Source organism: Chryseobacterium sp. CCNWLW53 (assembly GCF_037083525.1).
GTDB lineage: Bacteria > Bacteroidota > Bacteroidia > Flavobacteriales > Weeksellaceae > Chryseobacterium > Chryseobacterium lathyri.
The window spans coordinates 61,287-86,524 of sequence record NZ_JBAOJR010000005.1 but is presented as its reverse complement, the minus strand read 5'-3'; the positions used below and the strand labels follow the sequence as shown (position 1 = coordinate 86,524).

The 25,238-nt window shown below is 38.1% G+C and carries 13 protein-coding genes and 1 pseudogene; 6 read left to right on the top strand and 8 right to left on the bottom strand.

Going from position 1 to position 25,238, the window contains the following annotated elements; all coding sequences use genetic code 11:
* Positions 1-69 precede the first annotated feature (69 nt).
* From V6R96_RS16460 to V6R96_RS16440, 5 genes and pseudogenes are all read right to left on the bottom strand, one after another.
* Positions 70-1,368, bottom strand: a complete 1,299-nt coding sequence (locus tag V6R96_RS16460) for a T9SS type A sorting domain-containing protein (RefSeq protein WP_336379598.1) — start codon at positions 1,366-1,368, stop codon at positions 70-72.
* Positions 1,369-1,615: 247 nt separating this feature from the next.
* Positions 1,616-1,800: pseudogene (locus V6R96_RS16455) on the bottom strand (hypothetical protein); the annotation flags it as partial.
* A gap of 104 nt (positions 1,801-1,904) precedes the next feature.
* On the bottom strand, positions 1,905-3,245 hold the full coding sequence (locus V6R96_RS16450) for a TolC family protein (protein ID WP_336379596.1): 1,341 nt from the start codon (positions 3,243-3,245) through the stop codon (positions 1,905-1,907).
* 32 nt (positions 3,246-3,277) lie between these two features.
* Complete coding sequence (locus V6R96_RS16445) at positions 3,278-6,388, bottom strand: efflux RND transporter permease subunit (protein WP_336379595.1); 3,111 nt, start codon at positions 6,386-6,388, stop codon at positions 3,278-3,280.
* Positions 6,389-6,394: 6 nt separating this feature from the next.
* Positions 6,395-7,441: an efflux RND transporter periplasmic adaptor subunit gene (locus tag V6R96_RS16440; RefSeq protein ID WP_336379594.1), complete on the bottom strand. Its 1,047-nt coding sequence runs from the start codon at positions 7,439-7,441 to the stop codon at positions 6,395-6,397.
* Positions 7,442-7,561: 120 nt separating this feature from the next.
* Here V6R96_RS16440 and V6R96_RS16435 point away from each other — a divergent pair, with 120 nt between their 5' ends.
* Positions 7,562-8,473, top strand: coding sequence for a helix-turn-helix domain-containing protein (locus V6R96_RS16435; RefSeq protein ID WP_336379593.1), 912 nt, complete (start codon positions 7,562-7,564; stop codon positions 8,471-8,473).
* A gap of 132 nt (positions 8,474-8,605) precedes the next feature.
* On the opposite strand, the gene V6R96_RS16430 is transcribed toward V6R96_RS16435, so the two are convergent.
* Positions 8,606-9,727: an AraC family transcriptional regulator gene (locus tag V6R96_RS16430; protein WP_336379592.1), complete on the bottom strand. Its 1,122-nt coding sequence runs from the start codon at positions 9,725-9,727 to the stop codon at positions 8,606-8,608.
* Between the two features lie 259 nt (positions 9,728-9,986).
* Here V6R96_RS16430 and V6R96_RS16425 point away from each other — a divergent pair, with 259 nt between their 5' ends.
* On the top strand, positions 9,987-12,878 hold the full coding sequence (locus V6R96_RS16425; protein WP_336379591.1) for a TonB-dependent receptor: 2,892 nt from the start codon (positions 9,987-9,989) through the stop codon (positions 12,876-12,878).
* A gap of 11 nt (positions 12,879-12,889) precedes the next feature.
* Entirely contained in the window at positions 12,890-13,714 is an 825-nt protein-coding gene (locus V6R96_RS16420) for a tyrosine-protein phosphatase (protein WP_336379590.1), read from the top strand.
* 271 nt (positions 13,715-13,985) lie between these two features.
* Here the strand turns inward: V6R96_RS16420 and V6R96_RS16415 are convergent, their stop codons facing one another.
* Positions 13,986-14,294 carry a hypothetical protein gene (locus tag V6R96_RS16415; RefSeq protein ID WP_336379589.1) on the bottom strand — a complete coding sequence of 103 codons (309 nt, stop codon included), beginning with the start codon at positions 14,292-14,294 and terminating at the stop codon, positions 13,986-13,988.
* Between the two features lie 129 nt (positions 14,295-14,423).
* Positions 14,424-15,647, bottom strand: coding sequence for a tyrosine-type recombinase/integrase (locus V6R96_RS16410; protein WP_336379588.1), 1,224 nt, complete (start codon positions 15,645-15,647; stop codon positions 14,424-14,426).
* Between the two features lie 473 nt (positions 15,648-16,120).
* Here V6R96_RS16410 and V6R96_RS16405 point away from each other — a divergent pair, with 473 nt between their 5' ends.
* The 3 genes from V6R96_RS16405 (at position 16,121) to V6R96_RS16395 (ending at position 25,236) form a co-directional block, all read left to right on the top strand.
* Positions 16,121-16,723 (top strand): hypothetical protein, encoded by a 603-nt coding sequence (locus V6R96_RS16405; protein ID WP_336379587.1) that lies wholly within the window; start codon positions 16,121-16,123, stop codon positions 16,721-16,723.
* A 272-nt stretch (positions 16,724-16,995) separates the two neighbouring features.
* Positions 16,996-18,378, top strand: a complete 1,383-nt coding sequence (locus V6R96_RS16400) for a hypothetical protein (RefSeq protein ID WP_336379586.1) — start codon at positions 16,996-16,998, stop codon at positions 18,376-18,378.
* Positions 18,379-18,573: 195 nt separating this feature from the next.
* Positions 18,574-25,236 carry a GEVED domain-containing protein gene (locus V6R96_RS16395; RefSeq protein ID WP_336379585.1) on the top strand — a complete coding sequence of 2,221 codons (6,663 nt, stop codon included), beginning with the start codon at positions 18,574-18,576 and terminating at the stop codon, positions 25,234-25,236.
* Positions 25,237-25,238: the final 2 nt, after the last annotated feature.

Here is a 25,238-nt window from a genome sequence, read left to right as displayed (position 1 = left end):
TTTTGTAATAAAGAATAATTACTACAGTTAAATGGAAAGCATTTGCTTACTGTTTCCGAAGTTGTATATCTATTTTTTTATAATCTTAAAAGTTTTAATAGTACCATCATTCAAGGTTGCACTACCAAGATATACACCCGTAATCAGTATAGATACATCAATTTTAGCATTTATTTTATTAATTGCCTGGTCTTTTATCAGCATTTTGCCGTTTACATCGTATATAGATATTGTTTTTATTATTTTTTCGCTTGAAATATTGAGAATATCCTGTACGGGATTTGGATAAATATTAAATTTGAGACTATTATTCTTTATATCACTTGCAGAAAGTATCGAATTGTCTAATTTAACGATCCATCCTGCAGCAAATATAGGAGGGATAGTATTATCAAATCCGCAAATGTACTTACCGTCCGGCGATATTCCCATTCCGGTGCCAAGCTTTGTATCGAACGTAGTAATAGGAACATTTTGAGAAGTTAAAAAATCAGTAAGTAATATAGGACTTGCTCCTAAAGAAGGGTGATAAATAATTACTTCTCTGTCTCCGATCATTCCGCAATATCCTACAGCGGTACCATTTTCGGATACTGATACAAACACAGCATCAGTATATCCTGCCGGAGCATCAAAGGCTTGATATACATTGTCGTTAATATTATAAATAAAAGCTTTACTCCCTTTGTAACCAACTACTTGTCCGGCATTATTCACATCATTGGCTTCTCCGTATTCCGGATTGCTGAAATCTATATAATGTGCACCTCCATTCTGATCAAAATAAGCAGGCACCCGAAAAGTTCCGGCGCCGAAAAGGTCTTCCCGGTCTATCCAGCCGGCTACGACTCCGTTATCATTGACATCAGCCCCGCGGCCGTTAGTGTACAGTAGGTCACCCGTAAGTTTGGTAAGTATATTAGTTTCGGTATTATAAATAAATGGATAACTGTTCCCCGCATTACCTGAAGTCATTTGTCCGGTTACATACACGCTGTTTGCTGAAATTCCTTTTGCTTCTCCAAACCAGCTGTTTCCCGGTGTGTCTCCGGAGAAATAGCCAATAGCTGTCCAGCTTCCGTTTTTACGGTAAGCAGCCTGGCTCAAATCGGAACCATCCGCAGCTGTAAAAGGCATACTCCCAGCTATGTTTTCTGTATTATTCAGCCGGTTTGTTGCATCGGCAACAGGCTCTATAGGGGTACTTGTACCTGTAGAGTAGCTGTAATAGCCTCCGGAATGCACAGCGTTTCCATTGTTGTTGATATCATAAAGCCTTGTTCCCCAACCGGTGAGAACCCTCAGATTAGTTTGAGCATTCAGACTGCTTAAAAACAAGAAGGCTGAAAGCATGTAAATTTTTTTCATAGTAAGAAAATTTTATTAACTCAAAATTGCTTAGTTTACATCGTTTTATGAAACTTAAGGTGTGAGAAATTAAGAATTTCTTTTTCGAATTTAGCTAAATTTAGAAATCTGTTTCATCTTTTTCGTTGCTAAGTTTACAATAAAACAAAGTGTACATTTAAGTACATCACTACCTTTTAAATTTTAGTTTTGTATCCACAATTTTATTAACCTTCTTTTAATTGGATTCTATTGCTTTTTTTCTAGACTACCCAATCTCATGTTCCTGCGGATACGGCTCTCGATTGGTCATACTTACATTTTCTCGAAGATTTCTTTCCATTTCTCTGGATTTATCCTCGTCCATTGAATACCTTGGATCAGCAATAAGCGGCATCTTCGCCATCCTTGTAATGGTCCAGTCACCGTTGGAAAATGATAATCCACCTTCAATAGCCTGTTTTTTGTTTTTGAGCATTTTTTTATTTAAAAATATTGCAGTCAGTACTCATATTTAAAACTGATTTTTGAAAGAAAACCAACTGCAACTTTAATATTTATCTTCCTGTTACTTGCAGGTAGTTGGTAACATTAATCTTATACTGAGTCTTAGCTTCTGTAAGTTTATCTTCAGTTTCAACTTTTATGGCTTGTGCTTCCAAAAGATCAGAAAGCTGAATCAGACCATTATCGTATGAGTTTTTATTCACCCGTACATTTTCTTCTGCCTGTTGCAAAGTTTCTTTTAAGAGAATGATCTTGTCGTAGGATTCATTAAGGTCGGTCCAGGATTTTTCTATCTGTAAGCCGAGAAGCTCAATATTCTCCATACGATTATTTTCAGTAATCTGAGTTCTGTATTCCTGCTCTTTCATTTTGTGTTTTGCCCCCCACCAATCTGTTATAGGTATAGATAATGATGCATAAAGTAATCCGTTAAAGTCTCCTTTTTGTCCCTTTAAAAAAGGATCCAGATAATATCCTGTGGCACCAATACCCAGCTGGGGAAGGTAATCTCCTTTTGTTAATTTCTGTTGTAATTCGGATGCCTGCACAGATTTTTCGAGTAGAACATATTCCGAACGACGTTTCACCGCGTCAGAGGGAATCACATAAAAAGCCACAGGAGGTTGGGGCTCCAATAGATCACTATTTAAATGAATGTCTGCGGAATAAGGAATTCCAATGGTCTGTGAGAACTGCATCAGTGCTAATTTCTTACCATTTTCCAATTTATTTTTACTGACCTTCAGTTCGCTTTGGCTGATCTGTACTTTGAGAAGATCATTTTTAATGATCATACCGGCTTTAAAAGCATTATTTATCTGTTTGTACATTGATTCCAGAAATTTCTCATAATTCTGCAATGTTTTTTGTTTTTCTAAAATAGAAATGACCTGCCAGTATTGCTGTTCTGTTTTTATAAGCACTTCATTTTCGTTAATTTTTTGCTGATGTTGCTTTACATCAACGTTCAGGGATGCCAGTTGATTGGCTGTTTTAATTTTATTTCCTGCATACACCGGCTGAAGGATATTGACGGCACCGAGTCCCATTTGATTGAAAAGACTGATGTTTGCGCCCGGAAAATAAGCAAATTGTGTTGCTGCTGCCAGGTTAGCCGGGTTTCCATCATACACCGGAAGATTTCCTCCTGTCATATTGACTTCCAATAAAGGATTGATAGCCTTCATAGCAAATACCGATGCAGATGCACTTGGGAAGTATTTGGTATAGGCTTCTTTTTTTGTTTCTCTGGCGGCTGACGTTTCAAGGATGCTATTCTTTACGGATCTGCTGTTTTGAAGTGCCAGTTCCTTACTTTTCTCGATGGTGAGCGTTTGGGCAAACACTGACGTTGAAAATAACGCCAGTGTTGATATGATGATCTTATTCATTTTTTTAATTATTAATTGATTGAACTTATATTTTAAGCAATCTGATAAGTAGTTTTCTTATCTTCATTCTTATAGGCGAACCAATAGATCAAAGGAAGCATGATGAGGATAAAGATCATAGATATCAGCGTTCCGAAACAGATCACAGTTCCCATTGGTGCCCAAAGCGGACTTTTGCTGATGATCATGGGAATGACTCCCATAGATGCCGCCAGAGAAGTGAGTAGAATAGGGCGCATTCTTCTTTTTCCGGCTTCTATGCAGGCTTCGTAAACAGACATCGATTGCTTATGCCTTAATTCTTCGATGTAATCATACATAATGATCCCGTTTCTTACGATGATTCCGATGAGGCTCACAAGACCCAATACAGATGTTAAAGAAAATTCCATGTCCATCATTAATAATCCTGCTGCGGCACCCAATAAGCTGAATAATGTTGATACAAAGACCAGAGTAGCCAATTTTATCTTTTTAAAATGGAAAACCAGAATAAAATAGATAATAATAATAGAGATGATCAGCGCGGATAAGATCTTGGGTAACGTTTCGGCTGTGTTTTCTTTAAGGCCACCATAGCTTACCGTTATATTTTTAGACTGTAATTCTGGTGTTAGCTCATTGACAAATTGCTCTACTTCTTTTTGCGTGGAATCCGGTCGGCGACCCCGTTTCATATCAACATACACAGAAAGTGTCCGAATACCGTTTCGACGTACGATCTGCCCTTCATGCCATCCAGAGGTAACTTTGGCAACCTGGCGTAAGGGAACTGCCGGAGAAAATAGTCCTGTAACATATTCATTCTCTACATCAGAGATCTGTGGGTCTTTATTCTCCCATCTGGATTTTAAAACTACAGGAAGATTATAATCTTTCTCCCAAACGGATGTTATAGGAAGCCCTCCAAATCTGGATGTCAATCCAAGACCTAAAACAGCTTCATTGATTCCCAGCCTGTTAGATTCTACAGGGTCAAGAGCCACCTGGATGTCCGGAAGGATTTCCTCATAATTGGTATGGACTCTTATAGGATCGTTCAGTTTTTTGATCTTACTTTCTAATTGATCTGCCGTTGCTTTTAAGTCTGCTATATGATCACCACTCAGTCTTATTTCCACATCAGCATCTACACCTGCCTGATAATCCATCTGTTTGAATTTTATATAAGCATTAGGATAGTATTTTGCGTATTTGGTGCTGTATTCGTCCAGCATCGCAACCGTTTCTTTACTGGATGTTGTATTTACAATGAATTGTGCATAATTAGGTCCTCCAATTTTTGGTGCATAGGTCGTATGGAACCGGGGAGAGCTTGTGCCGATGAATGAGGTAATAGATTTTACTCTTTTATCTTTTTCAAGAATACGGTTCAGGTCTTTTGCAACCATTTCAGTTTGAGCCAGAGAACTTGCCTGGGGGAGATAGATTTCTACTGCAAACTGGTCTCTTTCAGCAATAGGCATTAATTTTAAAGGAATTTTTGTGAAAAGGAAGATCCCTAAAACGACCGATACTATTCCCAGAATGAAGGTGATCTTTGGAAAACGGAAGACTGCTCCCAAAATGCTGTCATAAACAGATTGAAGTCTGTCTAAAAATGATTTTCCTTTTTTGCGGCTTTTATTTTCAGCACTGTGCAAACCTTTGGTCACAAATGTATATTGGAGGAAAGGGACTAACAATACAGCTGCCGCCAATGAAACCGAAAGCGTGATAAGTATGGTCCAGGGGAACATTATTAAAAAATCATAAAGCTGTCCGGTAAACGTGATAAGAAAAGGAAAGAACGTTAATCCTATCGCTAATGTTGCCGAAAAGATAGCTTTGAAATATTCCTGGGCGCTTTCAATGGCGGCCTCTTTTCTTGGTATCCCTTCATCAATTTTTTCGAGATAACTGTCGATAATAACAATAGAATTGTCTACGATCATTCCCAATACAACGATCAATCCTGCCAATGTCACTGTATTGAGTTCTATTCCAAAGGCGAACATCAATGCCAAAGAAATGAAAATAGAGATCGGAATCGTAGAACCTGCAACGCCTGCAACCCTCAAAGGTAATAGAGCAACTACGACCAATACCACGGCAATAATAGCAATCAGCAATTCTTCTAAAAATGAAGAAATAGAAGTCTGTACGACTTTAGGCTGGTCGGCAATGCGATATACTTTTACATCGTCTGGAAGCGTTTTTTCAAATTGTTTCAGCACCGCATCAACATCTTTTCCATAATCCACAATATTATAGCCTGAGCGCATTTCAGTGGAGAGGATGAGCGCTTTTTTATTGTTACTGACGGTGTAGCTTGTGGGTTTTGGATATTCTCTCACCACGGTAGCAACATTTTTGAGCCTGATATTATTGCCTTGCGGATCTGAATATACGATTTGCTCCTCAAGATCCTTTTCAGAAGAGAATGGTCGCTCCATATGGATAGGGACCACGAGTTCATTATTATCCACAACACCTGAAGTTCCTGTGATCCCTTTGGTGAGAAGTGTTTGATAAAGGGAAAAAAGATTGATGCCATAGCTTGCCACCTTTTCCTTGTCTATGTAAATGCTTAGCTGTTCTTTTTGTTCACCAAAGCGTCTGAGATTGGAAACAGATTCAATTCCCCTTAGTCGCCCTTCAAGGTTTTCGAGATAGTCATTGAGCTGTCGGTAAGTTTTTGTGTCAGATTCTAAGGCAATCAATAATGCAGAAGTATCTCCAAAATCGTCATTGGCAATAACTGCTAACACTCCGGATGGAAGCTGTGGTTTAAAAGTGCTGAGCCCGTGTTTTATTTTAGACCAGACTTCGTCTTTATTGCTCACTTCATCATTCAGCTCCACAAAAATATATACGATGCCATCCCTCGACATGGAGTATGTCTTTGATTTTTTAACTTCCTTGTAGGTAAAAAGAAATTTTTCAAGAGGTTTTGCCAATTGCTCTTCCACCTCTGCAGATGTAGCTCCAGGATAAACTCCCACGACAACACCCTGACGTATAGTGAATGCGGGAAACTCCTGTTTAGGCATTTTAAAGAGTGCATAAACTCCGAATATGATAAGGGTAGATACCAGCAATAGTACAATTTTGTTGTATTCCATTGCCAAAGCGATCAATCCTTTTTGTTTTTTGTTTTCCATAGCCGATTAATCTTTGTTCTTTGTGATCACTTGTGCACCGTTGCTTATATTTTGGTAACCTTCGGTGATGATTTCTGTTCCTTCGTTTAATCCATAGACGATCTCAACATTATTTCCGTAAAGTTTACCCATTATTACTGCTTTATATTGGGCTTTGTTTTCTTTTGATCTTACCCATACAAAACGTTTTCCGGTATGGTCTACCTGTATAGATTTTAACGGAACAACAATATGTTTTTCGTTATTTCCAGAAGAGTTTAGATAGACTTTAGAAACCATTCCAGGCATTATTTTTCCTGAGGAATTATCAATTTTTATTTTAACATCATAAGTATGTGATATTGGGTTTGCGGAAACGCCTTTTTCGATAACAGTTCCCTGAAAACTTTCATCATTCAGTGCGGCAATTTTTACATTACATGATGTGCCCCTGTTGATTTTTGAGATCTCATTTTCCGGAATGGCCGCTTTTACCTTTATTGAACTGATATCCATTATCTGATAGACCGCTGATCCCGGAATTACATTGCTTCCCGGTTCTACCAAGCGTCTGCTGATGACTCCGGATTGCGGAGCATAAAGGTTTCCGTCATTTAGATTTTTACGGGCTATTGCTTCATTAGCTTTTGCTTGCTCTAATTGTGTTTTTATTTCTATCAATTTAATTTCGGGTAAGCTTTCGGATTTATACATTGTTGAAAGTCTTCTGTATGCATCTTCCGCCTGTCTTAGGCTTGCCAATGTCAGATTGTGTGCACTTTTCAATGAAGATGTATTAAGGCTCGCAAGCAATTGTCCTTTGCTTACTCTCTGCCCTTCATTGAGATACATGTATTCTACTGTCCCTAAGACCAGAAAACTGACCTCAAGCGTATTTTCACTTTCAACGGTTCCGATATATTCCTGTTGGGTAGATAAATTATCGTAATGGATAATCTTTGTTTTAACTTTCGCTGGCGAGATGGAAGATTGCTCAGTTTTTTTTTCGCAGGAAAAAAGGAATGCACTGACCGTCAGAATAGTCAATATGCCATTATTTTTTAGTTGTAACATAATTCTGTAATTCATTTGATCAGCAAAATTCAGAATATAAAGGTTTTGTTTGCTGATGTTTTAGTAGGTAGTAATGTTCAAAAAGTCGTTTTTTTGTAATTTTACACCATCAAAAAAATAATGATGGAAAATCTTGATTATTTTAGACGTATCAGTTTTGAAGAGCTGAATGCAGAAAATAATGTATTTTCTAAAATAGAGGATCTAATCGTTTCTCAAAAATCCTCAGCGATCCGAAGTTTTAGTTTTGACTGGAAATACCCTCATATTTTGGAAGGTATTGGTTTTACATTCTGTACAAAAGGACGAGCTGTCATTACTGTAAATCTTACACGGTATGTGGTGGAGGCGAATATGGTTGGGGTTATTCTTCCCAGTTCGCTTGTTCAGATCGAGGAGCAAAGTGAAGATTTTGAGATCGAATTTATTATATGCTCTTTCGATTTTATCTCTGATATTCAGCTGACAAAAGAATTCGGAGTAATAGGAAACGAGGTACAGCAATTGCCTGTTTTTTCTGTAGACGAAATTATATTTAAAGAACTGCTTGCGCTCCACGGATTCATTGTAATGCAATATGAAAAAAGTACAACATATAGCCTAGAGATTGTAAAAAATCTGCTTCATTCATTGATTTTTTTATTATTACAATGTTATTCAGAACTTCAGGTTTTAGATAATGTTCCAAAAAAATCCAGACAAAAGGATATCTACAGAACTTTTATGTCTTTACTTTTTCAACATTATAAAAATGATAGGAATGTAAGTTTTTATGCAGATATGCTCTCTTTGACGCCTAAATATTTTTCAAAAATAATAAAGGACACAAGCGGAAAAACTGCAGGAGAATGGATTGATGAAATCGTAATAATGGCTGTTAAAGGTATGCTGAAAAGCTCAAGTCTAACTGTTGCGCAAATTGCTGATGAGTTTAATTTTTCCAATGCCTCTTTTTTCGGGAGCTACTTTAAAGCCAGAACAAGACAAACGCCATTGGAATACCGAGGTCTTAAATTGAAAAATAAGGATTAAAATAATGGTGATGATATACTTGAATGTATCATATTATATTTTCAAGCAATTACTGTTCATAAATCATAAGCTGAATTAAGAATCGAATAAGATCTTGCTCTTTGTTATTATTTAGTACATTCAAGTATATCATCACCTTAAGTTTTTATAATATTCAGAAGGGGTTTTACCGATTATGTCCTTAAAATAACGGTTAAATGAAGATTTTGATTTAAATCCAGCTTCATAAGCAAACGATAAAAAATTTATATTTTTATTTTCTTGGATGGCTTTTTCAATCATATTTTTAAAATATTCAATTCGGTATTCGTTGATGTAGCGATAAAAAGGCTTGTGCTTGTACCCATTCAGCATTTCGCTTATTTGGTACTTGTTGATCTCGGTTTTTAACGCCAATTGATCCAGATTCAGGTCACAGTCTCTGTACAACTGTTTTTGCCTCACAGACTGATCCATTTTCTGCCAAAGTTCACTGAATTTTATTTCATAATCAACTGTATTTAATGATGGCTTTTCTTCATCAGAATGTTGATTAACAGGGATTTTAAAATTATGTTGAAAACTGATTTCCTGAAAATGGCTAATTTCAGTTGTAAGGCTTTTTCTCACAATTATAAGACAGATCACCAGCAATAGAAAGTAAGCTACTGTTCTTATCGAAATATTAATAAGCTGAGATTCTTCAGGATAAAGATAAAGCAATGTTTTTGAAATTATCACTCCGCATTCCATAAAAAGAATACAGTGAGAAATTCGTGTAATTACATTGTATTCAGTCTTTTCAGTGGTTTTAAATTGATTTTTATTAATGATGATAATGCTTTTTAAAGGATAGTATAAATTAACCGTAAAAAGAACGATCAAACTGAAATCATTGTAAAGGTCAAGCAGTTTCTGATCAACATGATTGAGGACAAAAAATACACAGGAAACCGTCAAATAACCGATCATCAAAATAAATAGTGGAATAAAAGCATACCATTTACTCGTAACGGAAAATTTTTTTTTTGTTTTACTTAAAGCATACAGATAGATCAACGGGCCGTAAGACGCACCAATAAAAGTATTCATCTGCTGTCTGATACTTTTGTCAGGAATAAAATTAAAAATAACAAACTTGATAATGAGATGAACGGCAATCGCAGAAAGCAGGCAGATAAACAAGTAATTTGAAGGTGATTTTCTCTCTCTGAACTGTAAAAGCCAAAGCGCCACCAACGCCTGAAAAGCCCCAATGATAACTATATATTGCATCCTTCCTTATGTTTCCACAAAATAAATGCAAAATCTTCATTGTATCATTCAGGAGTCTATTATTTATCTATTAAAAATTGAATTTCCGATTTAATATTGGGTTCATAAATAAATAACAAATAATTTAATTATTTTAAGTTGCTGAAAATTAATGGTTTAATAGTACCGATCTAACGAGTGACACGTTGTCTGAATATGGTTTTTTCTTCTGGACGAATGTGGGTTTCGATTCGCCCAATTTTGTCACAAAAAAATTCCTATGAATAATTCTATTGGTTTTTCAAAACAAAAATCTCGGATCATACAGATTTCTGCATTTTTCCTGATGGCTTCTTTGGGAACCATTCATGCACAGACTATTAAAGGTACTGTGGTCGGCAAAACAAACGGAGCGCTTCCGGGAGCTAACATTTCGATTGTAGATGCCGAGGCTAAAGCTGTTTCGTCATTAGACGGAGATTTTAATCTTCTTTCACCCAAATTAGGAGAAATAAATATTAAAGTTGAGTATATCGGCTATGAAACAAAAATCTTCCCGGTTACGATAAAAGAAGGAACAAACGATATCGGTTATATTACCATTGCTCCCGAAGAAAAGAAAAACAAGGATGAAGTAAAAGATATTGAGCAGGTCGTAATTTCAAGACCAAACGCTTTGACCCAGGCAAAAGCTTATGAAATCAAGAAAAATAACAATGCCATCATGGAAGTTATTGCTGCCGATGCGATTGGAAAACTTCCGGATAGAAATGCAGCGGAAGCTGTACAAAGAGTTCAGGGAGTGGCTGTTGCAAGGTATCACGGTGAAGCAGATCAGGCGACCGTTCGCGGGACTCCTTTTGCGTGGACTTCTGCATTGTTCAACGGAAATCGTCTTCCAAGTGCGAATGTTTTAGGAAACAGATCTTTCGTTCTGGATGTTATTCCTTCCGAACTGATTCAGTTTGTGCAGGTTTCAAAAGCCGTTACACCTGATATGGACGGTGATGCGATCGGTGGAAGTATCAATTTTATTACAAGAACTGCTCCTGCAAAGAAAACATTAAGTATAAGTGGCGCGGGAGGGTATAATACTTTCTCTCAAAATGCAACGTATAATGGCTCAATTGTTTACGGAGACCGTTTTTTCAAAAATAAATTGGGAGTTATTTTATCGGGTGCTATTTGGGACAGACAATGGGGAGCAGATTCATTTGATGTGACTTACAATACGGGCTTAGCAAATGATGTTCAGAAAAAATCCATCAGCACGATTATGATGAAACGATACATGGGAACGAGAAGAACGATCGGTCTGAATGGTGGACTGGAATATAAATTTAATGCCAATAATAAAATTTATTTCCGTGGAATGTTCAATAAGTTTGATGATATTCGTCCGGTTTACGAATCTTATGTAGATTATACCAACAGCCGTTATCAGTACAATTTCAGATATTCTCATTATCAGACAGAATTATACGGAATGGAGTTGGGCGGTGAGCACAGCATTTCTTCAAAATTAAATATCGACTGGATGCTAAGCGATTATCAGGCAAAATATTTTCTTGATACTCCGCCGACAAATGATATTAAAGGACTTCCGATTGCGACATTCAGACAAAAAATAACGGGAGGATTTACCAATCTTTCTAGCGACGGAAAACGGTATTGGAGCTTCGATTCACCCAACGGAATAGGAGGGGAGTATCTGGATTACAGCTCTGACGCAGCCAATCCGAATGAAGTAATGCGCCCTGATAAATTATTGCTTTCTCAATTGGTTATTTCAAAACTGGATAATAATGAAAGAGATAAAATCGCCAGAGTTAATTTAAAATATGATATAAATCCGAATATCTCATTAAAAATTGGTGCAAAATATCGTGAAAAGGACAGAAATAGCAGCTATGGATATAATGCTGTCTTTGTACCGACAACGACATCTCTTCTTACTCTTTCTCAGCTTACCACGACCGATGCTCCAAAAGGAACCGCTTTTCTCAACGGAATGAACGGAGATTACAGCCAGTACATCATGAATCCGCCGACAAAAGATCAGCTTTTCCAGATGTATTCTCCAGAATTTTTGCAGCAGAATGGTTTTAAAGATTTTTCAAATGCAGAAGCCAATGCAACAAGTGTTTACACAGGAGAAGAAAATGTCTTTGCAGCGTACGCAATGGCTGAAATCAAAGCAAGTGATAAGTTCAAAATCATCGGAGGTTTCAGAAATGAAGCCACAAGATTAACTCTAAACGGAGCAAAGGCAACTAAAGAAGGTAGTCCTGTCACAACGGTAATCAGTGAATCAATTGTGGAAAGTAACTATAATGCTTTTCTTCCGATGCTTCATTTACGTTATAATTTTTCACCAAAGGCAAGTCTGAGGTTTGCTTATACCAGATCATTTATCAGACCAAATTTCGGAGATATGTCTCCGGGATCGAGCATTGACAATACTTCAAGCCCGAACAGAATTACAAGAGGAAATCCAGATCTGCAGCCGACTTTCAGTCATAATTTTGACTTGATGGGTGAATATTATTTCAACAATATAGGTATTCTTTCAGGAGGTGTCTTTTACAAAAAAATCTCAGACATTGTATTTTCAGACACCTCTATTATAAATCTTAACGGAACTGATTATATGGTCACTCAGGCAAAAAATCTTCAGGATTCCAATTTGTTAGGATTTGAGATGGGAATCAATAAACGTCTTGATTTTTTACCGGGATTCTGGAGCGGTTTTGGAGTTGAATTTAATTATACATTCATCGATTCAAGCGTTGATGTTCCGAGAACGGCAAATGGAGTTCAGTATTTTGATAAAACCACGCTTCCGAATCAGTCTAAAAACCTTTTCAATGCAATTCTTTATTATGAAAGCAATAAAATAATGGTTCGGCTTGCAGGAAATTACAGAGGAAAATCCGTTGAAACGATCAATCAAAATTTAGGTCCTAATTATTATATCTGGTCTGATAAAAATTTTACCATTGATTTTTCCGCGAGTTATGACATCAGTAAAAAAGTGAAGTTATTCATTGAATTAAATAATCTGAGCAACGAAAGCTTAAGGCTTTACATGGGCGACAACAAAAAAAGAGTAACATCAAACGAATGGTACGGAAGCAGAGGACAATTGGGAGTTCGCTGGCAAATATTTTAAAAATTTTATTTATGAAAAAAATAGTATTAACATTGGCGATTGCAACTTTTGGAGCAACAGCAAACGCACAAATTAAAGACAGTCTTCGCAGAGTGGTAAAGATGGAGAGAGCATATAATTTCAGAGATACAGGAGGTTACAAAACAACCGATGGAAAAGAAGTAGTTTTGGGGAAAGTTTTCAGAAGTGATGCCATCGACAAACTTACCGATAAAGATTTAAAAACTTTTAAGGCTAAAAAAATAGTTACTGTTGTAGATTTCAGGGGTGTTGAAGAAGCTAAAAAAGCACAGGACAGGCTTCCTGAAAATACAAGTTATATTCTTTGTCCGGCAGGTAGTAATAATCTTCCGACTGCTCAGGATATGGCAAAATTCCTGAAAGATAAAAATTTCCTTTTTGATATGTATGGCGATGGCGGCATTCCATATTTCGGGGAAAGATACAGAGCTTTATTTGTTCAATTATTAACATTAAAACCAGATGAAGCATTGCTTTTTCATTGTACAGGCGGTCGAGATAGAACAGGAATGGCTTCAGCGTTATTTTTGAAAATTCTGGGTGTTCCGCAAGATATAATTGAAAACGATTACGTCGCTTCTAATTTTTATTTAGCCAAAAATCCGACCATGAAAACCATGTATTCCGGACTATCCAAAATGTCGGGAATGACAGAAACAGAAATCAAACAGCAAATGGAACTGAGACCTGAATTAATAAGAAACTTTTTCGCAGCTATTAACAAAAAATACGGAAGTGTCGAAAATTTTTTTCAGGTCGAAATGGGAATCGGACCAAGAGAGATTACAGTTTTGAAAGAAAAATATTTGAAATAATAAATAGACAATTTATCCCCCCAAAAAACTTAGTTAGATTCATAAAATATGCCGTGCAGAATTTTTTCTCACGGCTTATTTGTGTAGCTCCGGTATAATATTTCACAATTGAATCTACTCTATCCTGCTTTATCAATATATCCAAGATCTTCCTATCTGTTGTACATACTGCTCCAACGGGCTACGGCATTGGTCTCATTGTTAAGCAATGTGAGATTGACGGTGCTCATCTTAGAAAATCCTGCGTGGAAAGCCTTTTGCAGGTCAGAGTTCAAGTTACAAAACCGTTGAAAAGATTCTTCTTCTCAAGGTCAAGGTCTCTTAACTTGGATTTAAAGGTTGCTACGGCAATCTCCGCCTCGCTGGTAAGATGGGTGATAACGGTCCTTATCTCACTTGGCAGGGTATGAAAATTGGCATCGTTCATAACTTTATAGGCCACGTTGGTCACCTGTCTCCTTGCATACATCGTGGCGCCCGCACCAAACCTCGTAAGGAAGAAGAAGACCATGCCCACATTCTTTGCCAGACCTGCTATCGCTTCATTATCATCATGCATTGGTCTTTTTATATAAATCATTGATGCCTATAAAACCATACAATATCAATAGTATCCAAGATGATAAGAAGTAATAACATCTATAAAAGGATCCGAATCATATTAATTTCAATATCATCACCTAAAAAATTTCCATAATGTATGATAAGATTATCCTGCTAACCTTTCAAAGTGCTCACTTAGCGAAATCACCTGTTGTTGGTAATTGATATAATTGAGAAACATTTGTTCTGTTGCATGGCCTGTTGCGCGCATTAATAAGGGAGTTGGAATCTTTCCATAAAAATTGGTCGCAAAGCTTCTTCTTCCAATATGGCTCGTCAAAACCTCCCATTTTTCTACATTTTCAATCTGACTTCTAAATCCCCGTCTTTTTCTTGTTCTCAGAACCTCATTGAGACCGGAAAGTTTTGCAATTTCCTTTATCTGGCTATTATAAAGGTGAGGTGACAAATATTTGGGAAAATTGTCCTGATATTGTTCCATCACTTTTCTGATATTCGGATGAAGTGGGAGTAGTATATGCTTTTTTGTTTTTTTTTGAAAAAATGATAAGCATAGCTTTCCATCGATAAACTGAAGTTGTTCCCTGGAAAAATTCATGAAATCTGAAATTCTTTGTCCGGTATAGCAGCTGATAATTAGCCATCCTTTGGCATCCTGGAGTTCCTTTGGTACTTCCATTTCCTCTATTTTATTAAGTTCCTGTTCAGAAAGAGTCATTATCGTTCCCTGTGGGGCAAATTTTTTCACTACTAATTCTTCGGTATATGTTCGTATACCTTTTCTTGCCGCGAAGTTGAGAATCGTTCTGACAAAGTATACGGTCCTGTGAAGTGTACTTTCGCAATACTCTTCTTTTTTTCCGAATTGTAGAAAATCTTTTACAAACTCAGAATTCACATTCTCAATCAGGATTCTTTGAGTGGTGTAGCCTTCAAAGCGTTCCAGAAGACGCAGAAAAACCTTATACCGCTTCATGGTAGAATGGCAGATCAGTCCGTTCTTTTTCCCGATATATTCTTTCACATAGAACAATAAATTGTTTTCCTGATGCTCTGTTTCTTTTTGATAGCAGTACTTTTTGATCTGTGATGCCAGGATCTTTTGGGTAAGGATCTTCTTTTTCTTTATTCTTTCCTTAATGCTTTCAGTTATAAGAATTTTTATCCTGTCTAGCTTAGCATTCAATAACTTATATTTTTTCAGATAGATATTTTTAGGGCGCTGCTTTTCTATATCCCATTCTTCACTGCCAATTCGTAAAGAAAGATGAAAGAGATAATTGATTTTCAGGGTTTCATCTGTGAGCCTAAGGTCTATACCACAAAATTGAGATGTTGTACAAGGAGAAAGAAAGTAGTAATAATCCATCGTTGAAAATAAATTTAATGTTAATGTTCAACGAAATTACGATAAAAAGGAGTCTTATCTAGACTACTTATTGAACATGAATTTTGTGTTAATAAAGCATGTTTTAATGTCAGCAAATCTACGTACGTATTTAGTGCGGAAGCATTATTAGTTGTAATGAATTCAGAAATAATAATCCTTTATTCCTAATAATTTGATCAATAAATATTTACATAAAACATTGTTTATTAATTAATTAAATGATATTAATTCCTAATTAATTACACCATTAAATTGAAATTTGATCAAGCTGAATTCATTTTACTTATGTTCAAATTCCTTATCAATAGAATTGATTAAAAGATCTCGAAACCCTGAAATGTGAAAATGATCTTTTAGATATTCATTTTATTGATCTTTTTTATAAGGTGTCCTATTTTAAATGAGTTGATGAGAAAAGTAGTCTAGATAAGACTCCTTTTTCCACTAACCAAATGATGAAAGCAACACAAATAAAATGGAGTAAATACCAAAAGCTCCTTATAGAGAGAAAATTGTTTACAGTTTTACTGTGGTTTTTGTGTTGCAATAATATTTTTGGACAGATCTACATAGGAGAGGGAACAACAATCATTGTAGAAAATAGAACTTTCATTTGTCAAAAGGCAGAAGCCAGGACAGCTGAGAATTTTTCAGAAGTTCTCACTGCAAATGACACATTACATCTGGCAGCACAAATTGAAGTGCCTGCACCCAAATCCACTAGCTCAAATATTAAAACAGAGAAAAAACATTCTCCTGAACCGGAAGTTAAAAAAAATAAAATAGCCGAAGTTCCTTCATGTAATTTTTCTACCGGGCCGGATCAGCATTTTACATCTTTCAAAAAGGGGAGTTGCCTTATTTCGGTTCCTGTTCACAATCCTACTTTGTTGGTTTACTTCCAAACAGGAGTTCAACAGGATAAAGATTTTACTTTTTCCTGCAAATTATCACCCGAAAAACTATCGGAACAATACAAGAACAGGATATTATATTCTTTTTCTGTAATACGGCCACCTCCATCGAGCCATATTTCAGGCATGCAGAAGTCTTGATTGCCTTACCATTTTCACAGGATTCTCAAAAAACAAATAAGAACATCAGGTGCATTATTCTTAATTGTAGCTGAGAATTTGGCATCTATGTCTTTTAAAATCTTGAAAGCGGTCATTTCTCTGAAATAGAACCGGAAATAAGCTCAGACCTGTAAAAAGGTTTTAGCTAGAAATGGCTTGCAACAGTAATAGCAAGCAAGCACTATGGCTGCTGGTACTAAGTAAAAGATTATAGAAATAAATACTCAACAAAATAACAAAAACATAAAAAAATGAAAAAAATATACCTATCCATTGCTTATATGGCTTTTGGTATGGTCTCAGGTCAAGTGGGTATCCATACTGAGAATCCGAAAACAACACTGGATGTAAGTGCCAAGAGAGATAGCTCCGGGAATATCACAGACAATACCCAATCAATAGGTTTACAGGCTCCACGCCTTACGAGAGCGGAACTTACAGCCAGTACAGCAGTATACGGAACAGACCAGACAGCTGCTCTTATCTATATTACTGATATTGCGGGTGGAGATACCAATACTCCCAGAACCTATATTGACTCCCCGGGTTATTATTACTTCGATGGTACATTATGGCAGAAAGTCAAAGGAGCAGGTAGTGGAAGTACAACAGAACCCTGGATGGTTCGGGCAAGCAGTACCGAGGCCACACTCAACACCCAAGATATTTACCAGAAAGGAAATGTGGCCGTAGGAACCAATCAGGGCATCGGGACCTTTCACATTGATGCTGTAAAAGATAATCCCGTGGGAGCTGCTCCAAATGCAGTTCAGGTATTGGATGATCTCATTATCACTCCAAAAGGTAGAATCGGGATCGGATATTCTCCCAGTGATATAGTGATTGGTGCGAATCAGCTTGATGATAAGATCACTTTTCAGGCTAACACCGATCTGGATGTTAACTATAGTTTAGCCACGACCAACAATGCACAGGCAATTGTGCACCGCAATATCATCTCTGGCGGGAGTATCGGAGCCAGGACGGCAAGACCAAACGGAACTTCAATCACTGCCTTTGAAGGACATACTTCAACGTCAAGCAGTGCTTATGGTGGTGGAAGCTTAATTACCCAACAACGTGCCGGGATAGTTCTAAGAACAGGAAAGTATACCTCTGTAGGAGGAGAGATATGGCTGGGAACTTCAGGAGCCAACAGTGATGGCAGTGCAGCTTCAAATGCAGGAAATGCTTACCGTGCTATTATGGATGAAAAAGGGAACTGGGCTCTTGGTGCAGATCCTAATGGAGATTCATTTTACAGGAATCCCACCCAAAGATTAGATCTGATATTAGGAGGGGTCCGTATAGATGCATTAGGGTATGGTCCACTCGCAGCATGGCAAACTCTGCAGGCTTCCCAGCGCCCGGACTATATCAGTACCAATCCAAATGATAGGGTTGTGGTTGCGGATGCCAATGGTGTGTTGAAAACCATAGACCGCTCGGAGCTCACCGGTAAACCAGCTTCTGCAGAGCTTCATATAATTAAAAAGGCTGCTGATATTACCCCTGCCATTATAGAAGGCTGTCCTGTGTATGACAGTGAATTACTGGCACAGACAGACAAGACATTACCGGAAGGAGGCCTATACCGTATCTCGGGAAGGGGAGTACTGATGATTAAATATTAAAAAATGAGCTTCATAAGCTTAAGATCCCTGTGAAACAATAAATTATTAATACTAACAATTAAAAGCACATTAAAGAATGAAGAAAAATGAAATCTAGTTGGGCAACTTACAATGTCAAGAGTTGTTAATATTAGCGTAACTCTTTCATTAAAAGCAATTTAAGCTTTAAAATATTATCTATTAATACTAATTTTTATGAAACCAAAAATCAATTTTTTCCAGAAGCATAATCTCAGGTTGGCATGGTTTGTTTTGATGACATTAGGTGGTTTTACCACCATAAAGTCACAAAATCTGCTGACCGAGAGTTTTAATTATACTTCCGGGACAATACTTACAACGGCCAACTGGATTCAATTGGCAGCTGGCTCACCCAGTGCTACCGTATCTGCCGGGAATTTGGCTTATCCGGGAACCATTGCCAATAATTTTGGGAATAAGGTATCTTTAACAGCAACAGGACAAGATGTTTACCGTACATTTACAAGTGCGGTATTAAATGCAACTACTCCTGCGATTTATACCAGTGCTGTTGTTAATGTTACGGCAGCACAAAGTACAGGAGATTTTTTCCTTTCACTCGGAAATACTACGACTTCTATAGCAAGACTTTATATCCGTAGCAACGGGGCCGGATTTAGCTTTGGAGTATTGAGAACTACTTCCGCAGGAACTGGGACCGTAGAATATGAATCTACTGAAAGACCTTTCAATACCAATATCAGAATTGTTCTGAAATACGAACAGGTAACAGGAACTACCAACGATATTGTTAAACTGTATGTAAACCCATCTACAGCTTCAGAACCGGGAAGTGCAGATATTTTGCATACCGGAACCCTGGCAGATACCGCTTCATTCTCAGCAGTGCAGCTTTATCAGGGTATTGCGGCCAATGCACCTGCTTTAGATATTGATGGAATTACGGTTGCCACAAGCTGGTCGGGCCTTGCTTCAGCAATCTATGACTATGGGGATGTACCGATAAGTTATGACAATACAAAAGATGGGGTATATGTACCTGCTACACACACACTATTATCGGGTTTAGCCCTGGGAAGTATTGTTCCTGATCTGGAACTTGCTCCCAGCAGTGTTTCTTCGGGAGCCGATAACAACGGAAGCAATGGAGACGGTTCTGATGAAGATGCAATTACTGTTTCAGCAAACCAAATCAGAAAGGGAGTACCATATACTTTAAGTGTTCCGGTAACCAATCCGTCCGGAACAAAATATTTATATGGCTGGATCGATTTCAATAATGATGGTCTTTTTCAGGCAGGTGAATTATCTGATGCATTTATAACATTCACGGCTACAGGCTCTACGACACAAACACTTACATGGTCTGCTGCTAAAACAGCAACCTTGGTAACCGGCGTAACAAAGCTGTATATGAGACTGAGACTTTCAGACCGCTCGCTGGCTGATTTTACTACAGCAGCTTCTGGAGGAGCGCTCGTTGATGAAAGAAGTATCGGAAATGGGGCTGCAAGCACAGTGAATGCAGCTGATTATCCTACCGTAGCAAATGGCGAAGTTGAAGATTATCAGATTGAAGTAGTTGACACTTTTGATTACGGAGATGCGCCATCCACTTATGAAAATGACAAAGACGGAAATCCTTTGCCAGCAATGCATGCTCCACTTTCAGGATTTAGCATAGGAACAATTTGGGATATAGAAAATGCTCCGAACAGCATTGCTGCAGGAGCAGACAACAACGGAACAAATGGAGATGGTACAGATGAAGATGGTATTACAACTTTAACAAGTGTAAGCCGTGGGGTGGCATACAGTATTACAGTACCCGTAAGCATTCCTTCTACCTTAACAGGGACTAAATATTTATATGGCTGGCTGGATCTTAACGGAGACGGACATTTCCAGTTAAATGAGATTGCATCTGCAACTCCGACAAGCATAACAGCAGTAAGTGCAACTAATGTAACCCTTACATGGAGCGCTGCTCAAACTGCAGCCGCTGCATCAGGAGCTACGAAGATCTATTTAAGGTTGAGGCTTTCTAATTTAAATTTATTAGATTTTACTACAGCTGCAAGTGGAGGGGCATTGATTGATGAAAGAAGTGTTGGGAATGGAGCAACATCAGCTACTGTATCTACTAATTCCTCATTAATAGCATTTGGAGAGGTTGAAGATTATCAACTCCCGGTAGATCTGTATGATTTTGGAGATGCTCCGGCTTCTTATGAGATCAATAATGCGGGGGTGGCATATCCTGCAAGACAGATTACTACCTCTCAATATACGATTGGTTCTGTTATAGATAACGAGCAGACTGCGCAGAGTGTTACAGCTGGTAATGATAATAATGGAACCAATGGAGATGGCATTGATGAAGATGGCCTTTCCGGAGCCCTTCCTGTCATTACAAAGGCGGCTCCATTTAGTTTTTCAGTACCGGTTACAGCTCAGACTGCTTCGTCTGTTATTGCATGGATCGATTTTAACAACAACGGAAAATTTGAAGCCAATGAAGTTGCTTATACACTGGCAACAGGTACGGTTACAGGTTATCAGTCTGTCGCTGTAGGTACTTCTATAAAAACATTTTGGTTTAGAGGAACACAGACGAATACAGTTCCGAACGGGATCAATAATCTGTATGTAAGGATCAGGCTGACGCAGACTGCAGGTACAGATAATACTGCTACAACAGCTGTAGATGAACGTTCAATTGCTGACGCTGCTAATACAGGTATTTATACTACTCCAGCCAATGGAGAAGTAGAAGACTATCGTTTTGCGGTAATTAGAGATTTGGATTTTGGAGACGCTCAGGAAAGCTATGAAATGGATAAAGATGGGTTGGGAAATCCTGCTAATTTTAAACCTGCAAGAAATTCTGCAACAGATGCATTGTTTTTAGGAATGTTTTACACGCTGGAACAAGGCCCAGCTTCTGTAGCTTCTGGAACAGATAACAATGCCCCAAATGGTGATGGAGCTTCTGACGATGGCCTTTCTCAGGATCAGTTGCGTATCCGCACAAATGCTGTAAATACATACACCGTAGGAGTAAATAATACAACAGGTGCTGCAGCTACTTTATACGCCTGGATTGATTTCAATAACAATGAGAGATTTGAAGGAAGTGAGTTTGCTACAGCATCAGTTGCCAATAATGCTGTATCAGCGAATATAAGCTTTACGGCGGCTCAAGTTAACACCATTGCGGCTTCGACTGGAAAAGTGTATATGAGATTGAGATTGATACAACCAAATGCAGAAGTAACGATTTCAGATCTTACCACAGGCACTAATGCAGCTGTAGTGGATGAAAGAGCTATTGCAGACGGATTGAGCACAGGGGTATATGCTTCTGCATCTTTAGGAGAAACAGAAGATTATCAATTGACAATAACAAGAGATTATGGTGATGTACCGGGAAGTTATGAAAATGGAATTCCTGCATCTCACACCAACAGCATAATACCTGAGCTTACTATTGGTTCGACAATTGACTATGAGCTTACTAATAATGCAGTAGCTCCGGGAGCTGATAATAACGGGACTAATGGAGACGGTGCAGATGAAGATGGGATAGTTACCCCTCAAACTATTACAAGCGGTGCTCCTTTTACATTAACCGTACCTATCAATACCACAGTTACTGGTACGAAGAACCTATATGCATGGATTGACATTAACGGAGACGGTATATTTAACGGAAATGAAGCAGCAACAGTTTCTGCATCTGTAACAGCGGGTACAACAAGTAACTTTACTCTGACCTGGAATTCCACTAATGCATCTGCTTCTGTAGTATCAGCAGGAAAAACTTATGTAAGATTACGTCTTTCGGGTACTGCTCTTACAAATAGTAACAGTGCTAATGCTGTATTGATAGATACACGAAGTTTTGGACAGGGTGTTGATGAAGGAGAAATTGAAGATTATCAGTTTCTGGTGAGTAACTTATATGATTATGGTGATGTACCTGCTAGTTTGTACGAATATACAAGGGATGCAGTACCTGTATACCAGCCCGCACGTCAGGCTTCGTCTTCTACCTTAAGATTGGGTAATACAGTAGATATTGAATCTGTTCCAAACTCTGTAGCAGCTTATGCTGATAATAACGGAACCAACGGTGACGGTACGGATGAAGATGGTATTGCTTCAGTAATGCCTGTTTATAAGGGAATTAACTACTATTCCAAAGTGAGTATACTGAATAATACAGGTGCTGCCAAAACGCTATATGGATGGATTGATATTAATAATAATGGAAGATTTGAATCTTCTGAGTTAGCTTCAGTTTCAATGCCAACTTCTGCGTCTCAACAAACAGCAACACTTTTATGGACAGGAACTAATACCAATACTATTCCTGTGGGAGTTACTAAGGTATATATGCGTCTGCGTGTATCTGAAAATCTTTCTATGAGTGATTTCATTACAGGGGTACCAGGTGCATTGGTAGATGAACGTTCTATAGGAGATGGCTTAAGTACAGGCCTTTATGGTATAGCCTATGGTGGTGAGGTGGAAGATTATCTTTTACCAGTAATTACTGATTTAGATTATGGAGATGCTGCTCCGGTTTCTTATGAAACAAGCCGAACCAGTGTTGTGGCTCCTGCAAGACAGGCTTCCAGCCAGGGACTGTATCTTGGTAATAATCCTGCAGATTATGAGTCTGTAAAAGAAATACAGGCAGGTAATGCTTTGGGAGATGACACCAATGGACAGGACGATGAAGACGGAACTGTACCGGGACCTATAGTATCTGGTGGCGGTTATAGTTTAAATATTGCAGCAACAAACAGTACAAGCGCTGCAAAAACTTTATTTGGCTGGATAGATTTTAACAACAATGGAAGCTTTGAAGCCTCAGAAGCTGCTACAGTATCTGTTCCTGCTGGAACCAATCAGGGAAGTGTAGTTTTGAACTGGGTAACAACAGCTACTAATATTGTTGGAAATCCAAGCCAATTATATATGCGTTTACGTATATCAGAAGGAACTCTTACCGATTTTGTTACAGGTGCTCCCGGTCTATTGGTAGATGAAAGAGCACTTGCTGATGGCCTTATTACAGGAGAATATGCAGCCAGTCCTGTGATATATAATGGTGAGATTGAGGACTATACCATTTCGGTAACTACCGATTTGGATTATGGGGATGTTCCTGTGAGTTATGAAAAACCGGGTGCGGTTTTGATCCCTGCAAGACAAATTTCAAGTATAGCACTGCAGATAGGAACAACTCCGGACATAGAACCTTCTGCACAAAGTGTAACGGCAGATACTGATAACAACACAACTAACGGTGACGGACTGGACGAAGATGGAATAGATCCTAGTGCACATGAAGTAATAAGAGGAACAGCATTTTCTTTACCAGTAAAAGTAACGAACGTTATAGGAACAGCAAAAGTATTATATGGCTGGATCGATATCAATAATAATGGTGTGTTTGAAAGCAAGGAAGTTGCATCTGTTTCAGTTCCTACTAATACTGTAAATGGAACTGCTATCCTTACATGGGCAGGAACTAATACTGCTAATATAGCAGCTTCAGATGTATATTTACGCCTGAGGTTATCAGATGGTATTCTTGCTGACAATACAGTTACCACTGCTTATGATGAAAGAGCTGTTGGAGACGGCCTGACTACAGGTGCCTATGCAGTAAATGCATATCGTGGTGAGATTGAAGATTACAGGCTTCATGTTACTTTTCCAATTACATGTTCAGGTACTGCCAATATACCTCCTAATGGAGTGATAACTGTAAACGGAGTGCAGGTAACTACAGTATCTTCTGGTTCAGTAACAACCTATGGCCCTAGTTATAGCAGCTGTTATGGAGCCATCAATGTTAATGCCGGATCTTTATGGGTTGGTAGCGGCTCATATGGTGCTGCTACAGCAGCTTCGGCATGGTCTGTAACCTTTACTTTTAATAAACCTGTTAATGATTTGATTTTGGTATTATCTGCTACAGGTGGACTGGGGAATGAAAACTTTATTTTCAATTCCAATGGCGGAGCGGTATCGGTTTTTTCTGATAACTCTTGTTATTCTACTATTACGGGTAATACAATAAACTCTGGGTCTGCGGCTCCTGTTGAAGCAGGAGGCGGTGGAGGAATCTTTAAAATAAGTGCACCGAACGCTTTTACGACCTTAACTATAAATGGAGCGGGTGGATATAACGGTACCTTAATAGCGATGTGTACGGCAAGTATTACTCCTCAGCCGCCTGTTATTAAATATCTCACTCCTGATAGCCAAACGGTATGTACAAATGCAGCACCTGCAGCCATTGCAGTTTCAGCAACAGGTACAGGTACACTTACTTACCAATGGTACAGTAATGCAACTAACAGTAATGTTGGAGGGACAATGATTGCTGGAGCCACATCTGAAAGTTATACGCCGCCGGCATCTTCTGTTCCGGTAACCAATTATTATTATGTGATTGTAACAGACAGTAACGGAAGCAGAACATCTCCTCCTGTCAGCGTTGTTGTTAACGACTGTAGTACATCATATTGTTATAAACCTGGAATTACTTCCGGTGCAGCTCTGGACAGCAAGGCGGGAATTACATCTCTAAGCAGAGCTGGGGCAAATGATCCTGACAACTGGCCGATGGTTCGTAAAGGAGCATGGTTGGTTTTGGAATCTAAAACTAAAGGGTTTGTAATAAACAGAGTACCATTTGACGGTTCAGGAAATCCTGTAGGAATTGCTCCGGCAGATTTTGTAGAAGGAATGATGGTATATGACACAACAAATAATTGCCTGAAAGTTTATACTTCAATTGATGGCGGAATCAATTTTAGCTGGCAATGCATGAGTACACAAACTTGTCCCGATTAAAC

What these genes read in the sequence shown, in the direction of transcription:
- V6R96_RS16430 (WP_336379592.1), bottom strand. Translation starts at nt 9,727, where the DNA reads ATGCAATATATAGTTATCATTGGGGCTTTTCAGGCGTTGGTGGCGCTT.
- V6R96_RS16415 (WP_336379589.1), bottom strand. Translation starts at nt 14,294, where the DNA reads ATGATTTATATAAAAAGACCAATGCATGATGATAATGAAGCGATAGCA.
- V6R96_RS16405 (WP_336379587.1), top strand. Translation starts at nt 16,121, where the DNA reads ATGATGAAAGCAACACAAATAAAATGGAGTAAATACCAAAAGCTCCTT.
- V6R96_RS16435 (WP_336379593.1), top strand. Translation starts at nt 7,562, where the DNA reads ATGATGGAAAATCTTGATTATTTTAGACGTATCAGTTTTGAAGAGCTG.
- V6R96_RS16425 (WP_336379591.1), top strand. Translation starts at nt 9,987, where the DNA reads ATGAATAATTCTATTGGTTTTTCAAAACAAAAATCTCGGATCATACAG.
- V6R96_RS16395 (WP_336379585.1), top strand. Translation starts at nt 18,574, where the DNA reads ATGAAACCAAAAATCAATTTTTTCCAGAAGCATAATCTCAGGTTGGCA.
- V6R96_RS16400 (WP_336379586.1), top strand. Translation starts at nt 16,996, where the DNA reads ATGAAAAAAATATACCTATCCATTGCTTATATGGCTTTTGGTATGGTC.
- V6R96_RS16460 (WP_336379598.1), bottom strand. Translation starts at nt 1,368, where the DNA reads ATGAAAAAAATTTACATGCTTTCAGCCTTCTTGTTTTTAAGCAGTCTG.
- V6R96_RS16445 (WP_336379595.1), bottom strand. Translation starts at nt 6,388, where the DNA reads ATGGAAAACAAAAAACAAAAAGGATTGATCGCTTTGGCAATGGAATAC.
- V6R96_RS16450 (WP_336379596.1), bottom strand. Translation starts at nt 3,245, where the DNA reads ATGAATAAGATCATCATATCAACACTGGCGTTATTTTCAACGTCAGTG.
- V6R96_RS16410 (WP_336379588.1), bottom strand. Translation starts at nt 15,647, where the DNA reads ATGGATTATTACTACTTTCTTTCTCCTTGTACAACATCTCAATTTTGT.
- V6R96_RS16440 (WP_336379594.1), bottom strand. Translation starts at nt 7,441, where the DNA reads ATGTTACAACTAAAAAATAATGGCATATTGACTATTCTGACGGTCAGT.
- V6R96_RS16420 (WP_336379590.1), top strand. Translation starts at nt 12,890, where the DNA reads ATGAAAAAAATAGTATTAACATTGGCGATTGCAACTTTTGGAGCAACA.